Raw genomic sequence first — 13,256 nt, 5'->3', positions numbered from 1 at the left:
TATACTTTAAGTAAATTGTTGTATGGATCAGTCTGTTTTTCTGTTGGTAAAGGACCCTCATAATGCATGCAGGGATGTGATTAGACATAGGGATGGGGATTTACGCATTCATGTTTATTGTTTGGACGATACTGAATTCGAACCTAACCCGGATGAATTGCAGTTCTACGGAACTGATAACGGAAAGCTGCTTGTATTCGAAACATCTCACTACAATGGTGACGACCCTTTGCTGGTTATTGAGGGCATACGTTGGTATGCGGATTATATTGATAACCCTAAGATGGAAATACTAGCAGAAGATCCCAGAACTTCTGACGCTGATAACCTTTACCTGTAGATATTGAAAGAAATTTATTTTTTTCTCGGAAATTAAATTCTAGAGTATATATTTGCGCCTCGAAATGCCCAGGTGGCGAAATTGGTAGACGCACCATCTTGAGGGGGTGGCGCCTTATGGGCGTAGCGGTTCGAATCCGCTTCTGGGCACTCAATCTTCTTTATATCTGCTAATTAGCAGATATAAATTCTCTGAAATCTTCTATTGTTATTTCAACCTTGTCACCTACGCTAACTTTCACCGTTTCGGTTATTAGTACCCTCAAACTTACTCCGGCTTTTTCTACCAGGATTTCGTTGTAGAAACCTTTAAAAAAAACATCCCGTACTATATAATCTCCCGCCTTTGACTGATCAATACGGATATTTTCAGGAAAAATAGCAAGTGTGCCTGTGGTATGCAGATCTAAAGCTGCGGCTTCTGTTGATGACAGCACATTGCAGTCGCTAAGCAACCGGGCTGTGTACAAAGATGTGGGTTGATAATAGAGATCTTTAGGCCTTCCTTGTTCCACCACTTCACCCCTACGCATTACGATCATTTTGTCGGCCATAGAAAGACCATCAGCAGGATCATGAGAAACGATCACTACCGTAATTCCCAGTTCACGGGATAGTCGCCGTATGTCTGCCCTCAAGTGGCTTTTTAAAACAGTATCAACATGACTGAAAGGCTCGTCCATTAATAGAACAGCAGGCTCCGTTACAATAGCCTTTGCAATAGCAACCCTTTGTTGCTCCCCCCCACTAAGGTCTATCACTCTTTTCTGAGCAAGGTCCTTGATCCTCATTAACGCAAGCATTTCCTCCGTTTTGGAGGCCTTGTAAGCTAAATTGGTATTGGGCAGCATAGATGCTATGTTATCATAAACTTTAGCATAAGAATTAAGGCTAAAGTCTTGCGTCACCATTTTCATTGAGTCATGCCCTGGTATAAGCTTTTTCTCGGGCCCACGCACCTGCTCATGTTTAAAGAACACAAATCCGCTATCAGGCGACATAAGTCCGTAGACCAGCTTTAGAAGCGTACTCTTCCCGCTTCCGCTTTCGCCTACGATAACAACGATCTGGCCTTTATCGATGGTAAAACTGGCAGATTTAACACCGGAAAAGGGATTTTCCGCATATTTCTTACTTACAGCTTCGACCGTTATCATCCGGTGATCAGGAATATCAGAAAGTGTATAGTTGTATTCTTCTTCGGGATTTTCGCAGGATATCTTCATAAAAAAGCCACGTTCAGGTTCAGGAAGAGAACATGAACATGGCGCAAAGGTATAACCTATTGACGGGATTCTAAGTTTATGAATGAAATAAATAAGGTTGGGTTTGAAAGCTTACACCAGTCCTAGAAGCCCACAGTTAGACCGAAATTGAGATTTTTGAAGTCTTTTGTGAGGCCCTGATTATCGGCAAAGACATCATTAGCGTAATACTTAACGTAAAATCCAACACCGTTATAGCCGGCTCTTGCAAAAGCGCCATAACGGAAAGGATTGAAGTTAAAATCATCTTTAAACTTCACCTTCCCCATCTCCTTGCTTACCTGCTTCGTTTTTCCTGTTATCAGGAAGCCAACCTCGGGTCCGGCGACAAAATATACCTTATTCCCTCTGCCATCGTCTTTGGATCTGAATTGAAAGGATAATGGTATGCGAAGATAATTACTGGAGAAGCGATTTTTCTTAAAGTCGATATCCTCTTCCTTGTAAGATATTTTAGGTTCGTCGGGAAGTATAGTAATATCACGCTTCAGACGAATATGGTTCCAATCCAAGCCAGCGGCAAGATAGATTTTAAAGTAACTGTTAAAACGGTAGCCCGTTTGCAGGAATTCAAATCCGAAGTTATTGGTCTTGAACTGCTGATTCTCCAGGAAGCTGTTCTCTTCAGAGAGCGTGTAACTTCCGCGGTCAAGAAAAGTGGCTAAACCAAGATCTATCCTGGAAAAAGTTAGCTGAAATGAAAATTTAGAAGATGGTTTCCTTATTGAATCACTTTTACTCTTTCCAATTTCTACGCCCACCACTTTGATAGACTTTTTAGCCTTTGAACTTTCTTTTACAGTTGTTGTGTCAACAGCTAAGGAATCCTGAGCTATAGAAGTTAAGCTTCCTGCCGCTAATAATAAAGTAAATAAATAAGCTTTCATGTTAATTATTGCGTGTTCTATATTGTAGTACTCCAAGGTTTAAACCCGATATCTCTTCCCCTTCATCATCCTTAGAGAATTCTATTATTTTATTTTTCCGTTTATCTACTTTACTAACTACAAAGTTTACCAAATCTCCTACAGAACGGATCTTATATCTGGATCTTTCAGATGTTGTATCTTCCGGAAGAGTATGGAAGGCCAAAACAGTGGGAGGTTCTGTTTTAGCAGAAAACACTTCAGTAGGAACACTTGCCGCAGTTATAGATACGACTTCTTCCTGGTGCGCGTCAGATGCGTTACTCAGATCCGGTGACCCTTGTTCATTTACAGCAGGCTCTACTACCCTAATATTAGGAGCCTTGCCTCTTTTAACCTCTATTCTGGTTAACTTTTCAGGAGCACTTGAAATACTCTCGGCTAGAGCCGGCACTTCCTTAGTTTCTAAATCAGCAAATGCGGGAGTAACCGAATTCGTCGGCTGTTGCCTTAGAGCTGTATCCTTGTGTTCTGTTTTCAACTTACTATACAGCTTCATTGGCTGCTTGTGTGGCGCAAACCAGATTCCTGCTGCTATGACCGCTGCCATGCTTGCTGCCGCCACACTAAACCACGGGAATGTCCTTTTGCGGGAAGCTGTAAGTTCATTCTCTATGTCAGCCCATACAAAGGCGGATGGCTCAAACTCGAAATCCTCGAACTTATCCCTAAACTGCTTATCAAATTCCTTATCCGACATGGTTTGCATACTTAATACCTTCCATTTTCATTAATTTTTCTTTCAAAATCGCTCTGGCTCTGGAGAGTTGCGACTTTGACGCACCTTCGGTTATTCCTAACTGTTCTCCAATTTCCTTATGAGAATAACCTTCTATTGCATACAGGTTAAAGACCATTCTATACCCGGAAGACAGTTGCTGGATGAGTTTCAACAAGTCTTTTGTTTCGAGCGAATTAAGATCAAAAGTTGTTTGGGGAGCATCGTAAACCTCATCCATATCCACAACATTCAATGTCCTTTGATTCTTTCTGTAAATCTCGATTGCGGTATTAACCATGATACGTCTTATCCAACCCTCAAAGGAGCCATCTCCTCTGAACTCCATCACCTTCTTAAACACTTTTACAAATCCCATCTGGAGCATATCTTCTGCTTCATAAGTATCCTTAGCATACCGCATGCATACACCCAGCATTTTGGATGCAAGCAGTTTATATAATTGCTCCTGAGCCCTTCTGTCATTTTTCTTCAGGGCAAACAGCAAATCATCAACTGTCAACTTGCGGCTTAAATTCATGTTGTTTATTGTTTAGAGGATGAAATGCAGCAAATAGTTGCATCCCCTTTAAATTATTTCCGTTTAAACAGCTTAAAATCCTGCTTGTAAACCAGAAATAGAGAATGGGAGAAATCCATTTTCTGACCACTGTTTTTCAGGTCGAACACCGGTTCTACTCTGAAATCAAGGTAGAAATTAGACACTAATTGTCGTTGGTAGGTATATCTTAGAAACAACAGCCTTCTTACGTCTTCCGAATAACCAGGATTATCAATTTGCTGAGAAACAGACTGATAGATAGGCATTCCAGTAACAGAAAGGTATTGATTACCCTCCCAGTATGATCCTGTAAGATTTCCGAATTTGGTACCAATGGAAGCGTTCAGAAAAATCCCTCTCCCATCCTGGAACACCGCGGTTTTGGTAGGAGAAAACTCAGAATAAGTTACGAAGTAATTCTCAGTTTTCAACTGCCTGACGAAACCTGTAGTGCGATCTGACTGCAGTTTTAGCCCTAGAGCTGTGTTTGCTATAGTCCTAAGCGGGCTGGGATCAGTATCGATCTGCCCACCCTGATGGAATACGAGAAGCTGAAGAGGTAACGAAAATTTGAGGCCATCCTTCCTCCATAGGCTTACATCGGCAGAAGCACCAGCAAAGATCTGCTCCTGAAGAGGAGAATAGCGGTCGATCATCCTGTTCCAGTTCACAAAGGCATCAAGGAACAACTTCTGCTTGCTTACTACCAGCTGGGTTCCATATTCGACAGGTGCATTTATTTTTCGTTCGATGTCAAAAATTGGCTCTATAAATCTGTGATGTACGTTGCCTTCGAGTACACCAGTAATAAATGAAGTGTTTTTATTCTTGTATTTTATAGTAAAAAGAGGATAGGTTTTGTCTATACCATCTTTGCCAAAATCCTTACGGATATGTATACCAGCGCTTATGAGAAGTTTTGAATTCGGATAAAAGATCAAACGGGGTTCCAGTTGGGTTCCAAATAGGGTGTACCCGTCTTGGAAATTATTGAAGTACTCGTAGTTACGGAGGAAATTGAAGTTATACAAGCTTAATTCCAGGTTACCCGCTTTCAGGGTATCCGGCGTTACTCTATACTCCAATGAATCATTCTGAAGCTGTGCACTTACCAGAAGAGAGTGAAGGATAATGATTAGCGTGAGTATAGGTTTCTTCATAGATCTCTGGTATTGAGTTACAGATTGAATGTGTTAAACTTCTTTAGAATTATTTTTCAGGCGATAATACTTATAAATTTTCACAGCCGACATAATTACTACGATAAATACGAATAACCCGATCAGACCGTAAAGCCAGTCAATCGATGTTTTTAATACTACCGTGAATACTATTGCTACTAATAATACCGTTGCTCCCTCATTCCAAAAACGAAGCTGGGTAGATGACCAACGAAAATCACCGCCTTTTAATTGACGGATAATACGTTGGCAGATGAAATGGTATATTAAAAGGCCTATTACAAATCCGATCTTTACCAGCATCCAATTCATCTTTAACAAGTAGGGATTAACCAGGATCATTCCTATACCTGATGCCAAAGTGAGCAACATTGCAGGAACAGTGATGATGTTCCAAAGCTTACTCTCCATCACTTCGAACTGCTTATGCAAAAGATCACGCTCTTCAGCAGGTCGCTCATTAGCTTCTATATGATAAATAAATAAGCGTACGATATAGAATAATCCTGCCATCCAGCTAACGACAAAGATGATGTGAACAGACTTTATGTAGAGATAGTATTCCATAGAATAAACACTAATTGAATAAGCACAAATTGAAGAAACACGAATTACACTAATTACACGAAAACTGCAAAGCGCCCTATTAAACACTAATTGAGAAAACACGAAATTCACTAATTACACTAATCTTGCAGGGCGCGAAATCAACACTAATTCTTATAGCACAAAAAAAGTTTTATAACTAATCAAATTAGTCACCTATCCATTTTAGTCATCCATGCTTTGTGAAATTCGCGTAATTCGTGCTTTCTCATTTTTTAGCTAGCTATTGATCGTGCTAATTCGTGATAATTCATGGTTATTTATACTCTTTTATCACCTGCACTGCATACTTCACATTATCGAAAGGAATGTCCGGCATAATACCATGACCCAGGTTAAAAATGAATCCATTCTCTCCTTTCATTCTTTCAAAAAGCCTGTGGATCCTTTCCTTGATAACCTTTTTGTCTGCGTAAAGGATATGAGGATCAAAGTTTCCTTGTACGGCGATGCCTTTAGGTAAACGTTTTTTAATGTCTAACAGATCAGCGTTCCAATCAACAGAGATAACGTCTGGTTTGGCCTCTGCCATTAAAGGTGCGAAGACAGAACTTCCTTTACAGAAGGAGATCACGGGGATATCCTGACGGTTAAGACCAGCAATAATCTCTGTAATGTACCTGTGAGAGAACTCTTTGTAATCATCCCAAGATAATGCCATAGCCCAGCTATCGAAGATCTGCACAGCATTTACGCCGGCGGCAATCTGCATATTCAAGTAGTCTGTAGTAACCTTAGCAATTTTGGAAAGTAAGCGATGAGCCAAGTCGGGTTGGTTATGCAACATCAACTTTGTGAGCTTGAAATCCTTGGAGGATCCACCCTCTACCAGGTAACTCATCACAGTAAAAGGAGCTCCGGCAAAACCGATAAGAGGGATCTTACCATTTAAGCGCTGTTGAATCACTTTAATTGCATCGGCTACATATTGTAGTTTATCCAAGCAATCTACATTCAAATTATCAACATCTGCTTCGGAACGAACCGGATTAGCGAATTTAGGACCGATCCCTTGATTGAAACTAAGGTCGCCACCCATTGCCTCTCCCGTTACCAGGATATCTGAAAAAAGGATTGCAGCATCAATATCCAACAGATCAACTGGAAGCATCGTTACGTCGGCAGCAATTTCGGGAGTTTTACACATCTCCAAAAAGCTGTATTTATTTTTGATCTCCCAATATTCTTTCATAAAACGGCCAGCCTGACGCATCATCCAAACTGGTGGCCTTTCTGTTGGCTGTGACTGAGCTGCTCTGATGAAGAGCGAGTCCTTCTGAGTATTTATCACTTTGATTTTCGTATTTCGTTTTCTATTCTGTCGACAATTCCCTGTACACGGGAGCTGATCTTTAATTCTTTTGCAACATCCAGATAAGCTTGAGCTTTTTCGAACTCATGTTTTCTCAGGTTCAAGTTTGCCAGTTGAACTAAAACAATGCCCTTATCATTCTCATTTCTGAGAGGAAAGCGACTTGCAATTTGAAAATGAGTTTCAGCTTCCTGAAAATGCTCTTTTTGTAACGTTATATTCCCTAAAATAAACTCGTAGTAACCTCTTCTGTTCCTGGCCAGCATGTCTGGATTCCTTACTTCCTTAAGTAATTCTTCCGCCTTTGCGAAGTCTTTGTTATGATAAGCCTTCGCCGCTAAGGCAACAGTTCCCTGCCGGAAATGAGACCAGACGAGATACCCAATACCTAACCCTACTAATGCAGAAACCTCATACGTTTTTTCGTACAAGGTCCATGCTAATAAAAGCAGAGCTACCGCGATAACTAACACGCGGGCTTTGGTTGTCATCATTATTATTGAGTGTCGGTGAACTTATATCCAACACCTCTGATAGAATGGAAATACTTCGGATTTTTTTGATCTGGCTCGAAGTACTTTCTAAAAGTCAGGATAAAATTATCAATAGTACGGGTTGAAGGGTACACATCGTAATTCCATACTGTTTCCAGGATCTGCTCACGTGAAACTGCCTCGTTCCTTCTCTCAATAAGAAGTTTTAAAAGCATAGTTTCTTTTTTAGTAAGCGGGGTTACGTTACCGTCGTCATTTCTTAATTCAAAAGAATTGAAATAGATGGTCTTATCACCGATCTTATACGTGTTCAGTTCCTTTTTCTCTTCGCTAGATAAACTGCGCTTAACAAGATTATGAACTCGCAGAATAAGTTCTTCCAGATTAAAGGGTTTTACAAGATAGTCATCAGCTCCCTTTCTTAAACCTGCAACACGGTCTTCGTTCGTGTTCTTTGCAGTAAGGAACATAATTGGAACCTCGGTATTCTCAAGACGGATTGTTTCTGCTACCTGGAAACCATCGATCTCGGGTAACATAACATCAAGGATGATTAGATTAAATCTTTCTTCTTTAAATATCTTAAGCGCTTTTTTACCGTCGGTTGCTGTAGTAACTTTAAAGCCTTCTAGTTCAAGATTTAATTTTATAGCTTCAAGTAGGTGATCTTCGTCCTCTACTAGTAAAATACGTTGTTTAGTTGCCATGTGAGTTAAAAGTTACTTCAAATATAGTTCCTGTAGGCTTATTGTTTTTAACCTTAATGTAAGCTTTGTGCTTTTCAAGCACTTGTTTTACAATATAAAGACCTAAACCCGTTCCTTTCGTTTTTCTGGTCTCTTCGCTGCCTACTCGGTAAAACTTATCGAAAATGCGTGCTTTCTCCTGGTCGCTTATTCCGATACCTTTATCCTCTACTGCAAATTGTATAATATTGTTTTTATTGCACAGCTTCACCTTCACTTCTGCGCATGCGGGAGAATATTTAACTGCATTTTCTACAAGATTAGAAACTACCAGGGTCAAAGCAAACTTATCGCCTTTCAGCTTTATCCCTTTCTCTAACTCACATGAAATAATTTGACTGCTGCAGGAATGGATCTGAAGACGGTTAGCCACCTTCTCTATCACTTCTGAAAAATCAAACTCCTCCTTAGGGAATGAATAAGAATGATTTTCAATACGGGTAGCCAGAAGCATGTTCTCCACTAAATCATCCAACCGTTCAATATCCTTTAGGGAATTGTTCAAAAAGCTGCTGATCTGCTGGCGATCAAGCTCTCGCTTCAGGATGGTTTGTATGTAAAGCTTGATTGAAGCCAAAGGCGACTTTAGTTCGTGGGTAACGGAAAGGAGAAAATTCTTTTGTTGCTCGTGGAGATTTCGTTCTTTCTTAAGGGTTTTCTGAAGATAGTAAGCTCCTGTAAAAAAGATGAGAAGAAATATGGCTCCCTCTCCGATGATCATTCCCTTCCGCTCTGGTTGAACGGACACCAGCAGATATGCCCACCAAATGATCTCTGACAGAACGTAGATTGCAAGCGCATAAAAGATCACCAGTGGTTTTCGCATATAACTAAAGTTGGAAAAAGAATTGTTAGCCACTATTCTCCTTTCGGCGATTTTGGTGAAGTCCTAAAAACTATATCTAAAGATTCTATAATTGCGCGCTTAGCTTTCTCGAGCTCCACCTTGGTATGAGCAGCAGAAACAAATCCTACTTCATATCCTGAAGGCCCAAGATAAATGCCTCGATTCAGAAGCTCTCTATGTAGCATCTTAAACTTCTCCATGCTCGCAGGGTCTATATCTTCTGCAGATTTTATTTCTTTATCTGTAAAAGCAAACCAAAAAATTGAGCCGATGGAAAATATCTTGAACTTATAATTTCGTGTAGTAGCAAACCGGCGAATAGATTCCACAAAGTCCTGAGCCTTGTTATTCAGATCTTTATAGAAGCCAGATCTTAACAATTCGGTCAGCTGCGCAATTCCGGCAGCCATGGCTACAGGATTCCCTGATAAGGTGCCTGCCTGATACACGGGCCCCTCAGGGGATACACTCCCCATAATCTCTGCCGATGCACCATAGCAACCTACCGGAAGACCTCCCCCGATGATTTTACCATAGGTAATGATATCAGGCTTTATTTCGTAATGTTTTGCGGCTCCTTCGAAACCTAATCTGAACCCGGTAATTACCTCGTCAAAGATCAGGAGACTTCCGTTTTGGGTAGTGATCGATCTAAGGAATTGAACAAACTCTTTGTCCTGAATTAATAATCCATTATTCGCAGGAACACCTTCAATTATTATAGCGGCAATTTGTTCAGGAAACTGGCGGAACGCCTCTTCTACTGCCGTTTTATCATTCAGAGGAATTACAATAGTTTCATCAGCAAAGGATTTTGGGACGCCGGCAGAGGATGTCTCCCCAAAGGTTACTAATCCTGACCCAGCCTTTACCAGCAAAGAGTCGACGTGCCCATGATAACAACCTTCAAACTTTAATATTTTATCCCTTTTAGTATAACCTCTCGCTAAACGAATTGCAGACATTACGGCCTCTGTACCTGAGCTTACAAAACGGATCTTTTCTATCAGCTTATTATTTTTCAGAATAAGTTGAGCAAGTTCATTCTCAATAGCAGTTGGCGCACCAAAACTCATTCCCTTCTGCATCACTTCGGTAACTTTTTCCCGAATCCTGGCACTGTTGTGCCCCAGGATTAGAGGCCCCCAGGAGCAGCAGAAATCAATGAACTGGTTGCCATCGGCATCCCATACAAAAGGGCCGTCTCCTTTTTCAATAAATAAAGGAGTACCGTATACAGACCGAAAAGCTCTAACGGGAGAATTAACTCCCCCAGGAAAATAAGTCTTAGCTTCTTCGTATAGTTCTGCTGATTTTTCTCGGGAGATATCAGGTTTACCTGTTGTAGAAACCGGCTTGCCATCATCTTCAGAACTGAACATTTTTTTGAGAGAGTCGAGCATTTTTTTTCGAGGTTAAAGGTAAAAGGGTTATATCCAGTTATTCTTTAAAATATCCTTTATATGATAGGTATTAATTATGCTGGCACCGGCCCGTGCAAAAGCATACATGGTTTCCATTACTACCTTCTGTTCATCTATCCATCCTTTTTCAGCCGCTGCCTTGATCATAGAATATTCAGCTGAAACGTTGTAAACGGCAACAGGAGTATGGGTATTTTGCTTTAACTTGCTAATAATATCGAGATAGGCAAGTCCCGGCTTTACCATTAACACATCTGCACCTTGTTCTTCGTCCAGTAAAGCTTCTTTTAAAGCCTCGGTAGGATTACGAAAATCCATCTGGTAAGATTTTCTGTCACCCTTTCCAGGTGCACAGTCTGCTGCTTCCCTGAAGGGTCCGTAATAGGCAGAAGCAAATTTGGTTGCATGTGCCATGATTGCTGTATTTACCTGACCATTTGCATCAAGTAGTTGTCTGATGGCGGCAACCCTATTGTCCATCATATCAGAAGGAGCAAGCATATCTGCACCGGCATTAGCATGAGCCAGGGACATTTTTGCAATAACCTCTACTGTTTCATCATTCTGAACATAGTCATTGTGCAAAATACCACAATGCCCATGGGTGGTATAAGAACACACGCAAACATCAGTAACGATATAAAGATCGTCGCCGAAATTCTTCTTTAACTCTTTTACAGTGGAAACAACAAGCGAATTTTCAGAATAAGCAGTATGTGCATCTTCACTTTTCTCTTCACCTACTCCAAACAGCATAATCTTGTTCAATCCCAGTTTTAAACCATCCTCAACGTCCCTAACAAGGGTATCAATAGAATAATGGTTTATACCTGGCATTGCCTCTATCGGCTTCACCACATTGCTCCCTGGAACAACGAAGTAAGGATAGACGAACATATCTTTAGAAAGCTTTGTTTCTGCAACCAGCTCTCTTACTATTGGTGTTTTACGTAATCTTCTTGGTCGTGTACCACCTGCTCCCCTAAAGGGAGAGTCAGCAAACTGGCTATCTTTCATAGTTTTATATGCCCCACAAGCTCCTTAAGCTCCCTGCCTTCCAAAGGGGCCAGGGAAGCTAGCCTTTATGTTTTAAATATATTCTTAATCTTTTCCCACTTCGCCTAAGCCCTTACCATTTCCAGAGTGATGGGCTCAATCCGTCATAGTTCCCCCTTTTTAGAGAGGACGGAACCTACTTTAAAGGGCAAACACTGCTTCTGCCAAGCCAATCTCGTCGGGCGAATACGGTAATGAGTATTTAACGCCCATTTCATCAAATTTCTTGCCTGTTGAGCGACCGATACAGATTACTTTCTGACCTGGCTCTAAAAGGTTTTCTTTGAAATAGGCCTCGACATTGGAGGGACTTGTGAAAATAAGCACTTCAGCCATTGTCGGTTCTACATGTTCTTCTTCAACCGTTTCATAAACCGGCAGATCAATTACCTTACTCGATGGAGTCATGGCCTGCTGAACTGTCCTCAAGGAATCTTTAGCACCGGGAAATAAAACAGTAGCGCCCTCAGCAATTTCGGCAAATCGCACTGCAATGTCTGCTGTATCAATTCCTTCCTCCTCACCATTGAAATCAGGTACCCTTCCATAGCGACGAAGTGTTTCTTCTGATGCTCTGCCTATAACACCGAACTTCGTCTTTTTAATTATTTCCGGTGATAACTTGAAGAAGTACTCAATAGCATTCTTACTGCTGAAGAATATCCAGTCGACGTGTCTTAAGATGTAAGAATCCAGTTTATTAATTATAGGAAAGGTCCTGATAAGAGACTTTCCTTCTAACCTGATATTATGTTTTTCAAGAGCCTTTCTCAGATAAGAAGATTCCGGCAAATCACGCGTAATAAATACCGTTGATGGAAATCTGCGATCAGGTGCAAACTTTCCTACGATTATTTCTGCAAGGCCTTCAGTAGAGTCAGCTTCAATAAAATGCCTGTCGGGAAAATCCTCATCTGTTTGTGCCTTGGAAGTCCAAACCTGGTACTTATTATTCTCTTTCCGACAATAACAGCCAAGTGGCATATGGCAACCGCCATTAAACAGGTTAAGCACTTTGCGTTCCACCGAAATTTGCTCAGCAATATCTGGGTTATGAATTACCTGTAGTGTATCAAAAAGCTCTTTATCGGTTTCACGGATCTGAATAGCCAATACTCCCTGAGCAGGCGCAGGTACAAATTCCATTGGTTCAAGTTCCTCAACATAGAACTCGCTTAGATCGATTCCCAGACGTTGCACTCCTGCCTTTGCAATCATGATCGCATCATAATTCTCATCGCGAAGCTTCTGAATACGGGTAGGAACATTTCCTCTCAGACTTTCTACTTCAAGATCCGGACGAAGCGCTAAGAGCTGGGCTTTACGGCGATTGGAAGAAGTACCAACCATACCTCCAAACTTCACTGAAAGCTTCTGCTTAACATCAACACAATCTTTAAGGATTAGAAGGAGCTCTGCAGGATCCTCTCTTTCAGACACAGCCGCGATAATTAAACCGGGAGGATTTTGGGTAGGAAGGTCTTTATGGGAATGTACTGCAATATCAATAGACCCGTTAAGAAGGCTCTCCTCCAACTCCTTGGTGAAAAACCCCTTACCCTCCAATTTATCCAAGCGAAGGTTAAGGATACTATCTCCTTGCGTCTTTATGATTTTAAGTTCAGCTTCAAGTCCTGCTTTAGCTAATTGATCTTTTACATAATTAGCCTGCCACAGAGCAAGATCGCTTCCCCGTGTACCAATAATTACTTTTCTGTTCACTGTGAAAATTTAGCCTTTGACTGCAAAAATAATACTAATATCCTTGCTTTAAAGCGAA

14 protein-coding genes and 1 tRNA gene are annotated in these 13,256 nt (G+C 41.0%); 2 read left to right on the top strand and 13 right to left on the bottom strand.

Annotated features, from left to right (window positions below; all coding sequences use genetic code 11):
• The first annotated feature begins 22 nt into the window (after window positions 1-22).
• Both J4N25_RS15695 and J4N25_RS15690 read left to right on the top strand, forming a co-directional pair.
• Window positions 23-340, top strand: coding sequence for a hypothetical protein (locus J4N25_RS15695; RefSeq protein ID WP_207422739.1), 318 nt, complete (start codon window positions 23-25; stop codon window positions 338-340).
• Window positions 341-406: 66 nt separating this feature from the next.
• Window positions 407-489 (top strand) — tRNA-Leu (locus tag J4N25_RS15690).
• A 20-nt stretch (window positions 490-509) separates the two neighbouring features.
• On the opposite strand, the gene J4N25_RS15685 is transcribed toward J4N25_RS15690, so the two are convergent.
• The 13 genes from J4N25_RS15685 to hemC form a co-directional block, all read right to left on the bottom strand.
• Complete coding sequence (locus J4N25_RS15685) at window positions 510-1,565, bottom strand: ABC transporter ATP-binding protein (protein ID WP_207422738.1); 1,056 nt, start codon at window positions 1,563-1,565, stop codon at window positions 510-512.
• A 122-nt stretch (window positions 1,566-1,687) separates the two neighbouring features.
• Window positions 1,688-2,491 carry an outer membrane beta-barrel protein gene (locus J4N25_RS15680; protein ID WP_207422737.1) on the bottom strand — a complete coding sequence of 268 codons (804 nt, stop codon included), beginning with the start codon at window positions 2,489-2,491 and terminating at the stop codon, window positions 1,688-1,690.
• Between the two features lies 1 nt (window position 2,492).
• Window positions 2,493-3,230, bottom strand: a complete 738-nt coding sequence (locus J4N25_RS15675) for a hypothetical protein (protein WP_207422736.1) — start codon at window positions 3,228-3,230, stop codon at window positions 2,493-2,495.
• The gene (locus tag J4N25_RS15670; protein ID WP_207422735.1) at window positions 3,220-3,789 is read right to left on the bottom strand and encodes an RNA polymerase sigma factor; all 570 of its coding nucleotides are present in this window, start codon (window positions 3,787-3,789) and stop codon (window positions 3,220-3,222) included. The genes J4N25_RS15675 and J4N25_RS15670 overlap by 11 nt, the downstream gene beginning before the upstream one ends.
• Before the next feature lie 53 nt (window positions 3,790-3,842).
• Window positions 3,843-4,970 (bottom strand): lipid A deacylase, encoded by a 1,128-nt coding sequence (locus tag J4N25_RS15665; RefSeq protein ID WP_207422734.1) that lies wholly within the window; start codon window positions 4,968-4,970, stop codon window positions 3,843-3,845.
• Window positions 4,971-5,003: 33 nt separating this feature from the next.
• Complete coding sequence (gene hemJ / locus J4N25_RS15660) at window positions 5,004-5,558, bottom strand: protoporphyrinogen oxidase HemJ (protein ID WP_207422733.1); 555 nt, start codon at window positions 5,556-5,558, stop codon at window positions 5,004-5,006.
• A gap of 295 nt (window positions 5,559-5,853) precedes the next feature.
• A complete protein-coding gene (gene hemE, locus J4N25_RS15655) occupies window positions 5,854-6,888 on the bottom strand; it encodes a uroporphyrinogen decarboxylase (RefSeq protein WP_207422732.1) in 1,035 nt (344 codons plus the stop codon).
• Window positions 6,885-7,403 (bottom strand): hypothetical protein, encoded by a 519-nt coding sequence (locus J4N25_RS15650; RefSeq protein ID WP_207422731.1) that lies wholly within the window; start codon window positions 7,401-7,403, stop codon window positions 6,885-6,887. The genes hemE and J4N25_RS15650 overlap by 4 nt, the downstream gene beginning before the upstream one ends.
• A gap of 2 nt (window positions 7,404-7,405) precedes the next feature.
• On the bottom strand, window positions 7,406-8,110 hold the full coding sequence (locus J4N25_RS15645) for a response regulator transcription factor (RefSeq protein WP_207422730.1): 705 nt from the start codon (window positions 8,108-8,110) through the stop codon (window positions 7,406-7,408).
• Complete coding sequence (locus J4N25_RS15640) at window positions 8,100-8,975, bottom strand: sensor histidine kinase (RefSeq protein ID WP_207422729.1); 876 nt, start codon at window positions 8,973-8,975, stop codon at window positions 8,100-8,102. Before J4N25_RS15640 ends, J4N25_RS15645 begins: the two co-directional genes overlap by 11 nt.
• 32 nt (window positions 8,976-9,007) lie before the next feature.
• Window positions 9,008-10,399, bottom strand: a complete 1,392-nt coding sequence (gene hemL, locus J4N25_RS15635) for a glutamate-1-semialdehyde 2,1-aminomutase (protein WP_207422728.1) — start codon at window positions 10,397-10,399, stop codon at window positions 9,008-9,010.
• A gap of 27 nt (window positions 10,400-10,426) precedes the next feature.
• Window positions 10,427-11,437 (bottom strand): porphobilinogen synthase, encoded by a 1,011-nt coding sequence (hemB, locus tag J4N25_RS15630; RefSeq protein ID WP_207422727.1) that lies wholly within the window; start codon window positions 11,435-11,437, stop codon window positions 10,427-10,429.
• 180 nt (window positions 11,438-11,617) lie between these two features.
• Window positions 11,618-13,198, bottom strand: a complete 1,581-nt coding sequence (gene hemC, locus J4N25_RS15625) for a hydroxymethylbilane synthase (RefSeq protein ID WP_207422726.1) — start codon at window positions 13,196-13,198, stop codon at window positions 11,618-11,620.
• Between the last annotated feature and the right edge of the window lie 58 nt (window positions 13,199-13,256).

The sequence above is a fragment of the Desertivirga brevis genome, from assembly GCF_017355835.1.
This window is presented reverse-complemented; position numbering and strand designations above follow the sequence as displayed.

Bases quoted from the DNA above. Each gene is read 5' to 3' on its own strand.
- J4N25_RS15695 (WP_207422739.1), top strand. From the start codon at position 23: ATGGATCAGTCTGTTTTTCTGTTGGTAAAGGACCCTCATAATGCATGC.
- J4N25_RS15685 (WP_207422738.1), bottom strand. From the start codon at position 1,565: ATGAAGATATCCTGCGAAAATCCCGAAGAAGAATACAACTATACACTT.
- J4N25_RS15680 (WP_207422737.1), bottom strand. From the start codon at position 2,491: ATGAAAGCTTATTTATTTACTTTATTATTAGCGGCAGGAAGCTTAACT.
- J4N25_RS15675 (WP_207422736.1), bottom strand. From the start codon at position 3,230: ATGTCGGATAAGGAATTTGATAAGCAGTTTAGGGATAAGTTCGAGGAT.
- J4N25_RS15670 (WP_207422735.1), bottom strand. From the start codon at position 3,789: ATGAATTTAAGCCGCAAGTTGACAGTTGATGATTTGCTGTTTGCCCTG.
- J4N25_RS15665 (WP_207422734.1), bottom strand. From the start codon at position 4,970: ATGAAGAAACCTATACTCACGCTAATCATTATCCTTCACTCTCTTCTG.
- hemJ (WP_207422733.1), bottom strand. From the start codon at position 5,558: ATGGAATACTATCTCTACATAAAGTCTGTTCACATCATCTTTGTCGTT.
- J4N25_RS15650 (WP_207422731.1), bottom strand. From the start codon at position 7,403: ATGATGACAACCAAAGCCCGCGTGTTAGTTATCGCGGTAGCTCTGCTT.
- J4N25_RS15645 (WP_207422730.1), bottom strand. From the start codon at position 8,110: ATGGCAACTAAACAACGTATTTTACTAGTAGAGGACGAAGATCACCTA.
- J4N25_RS15640 (WP_207422729.1), bottom strand. From the start codon at position 8,975: ATGCGAAAACCACTGGTGATCTTTTATGCGCTTGCAATCTACGTTCTG.
- hemL (WP_207422728.1), bottom strand. From the start codon at position 10,399: ATGCTCGACTCTCTCAAAAAAATGTTCAGTTCTGAAGATGATGGCAAG.
- hemB (WP_207422727.1), bottom strand. From the start codon at position 11,437: ATGAAAGATAGCCAGTTTGCTGACTCTCCCTTTAGGGGAGCAGGTGGT.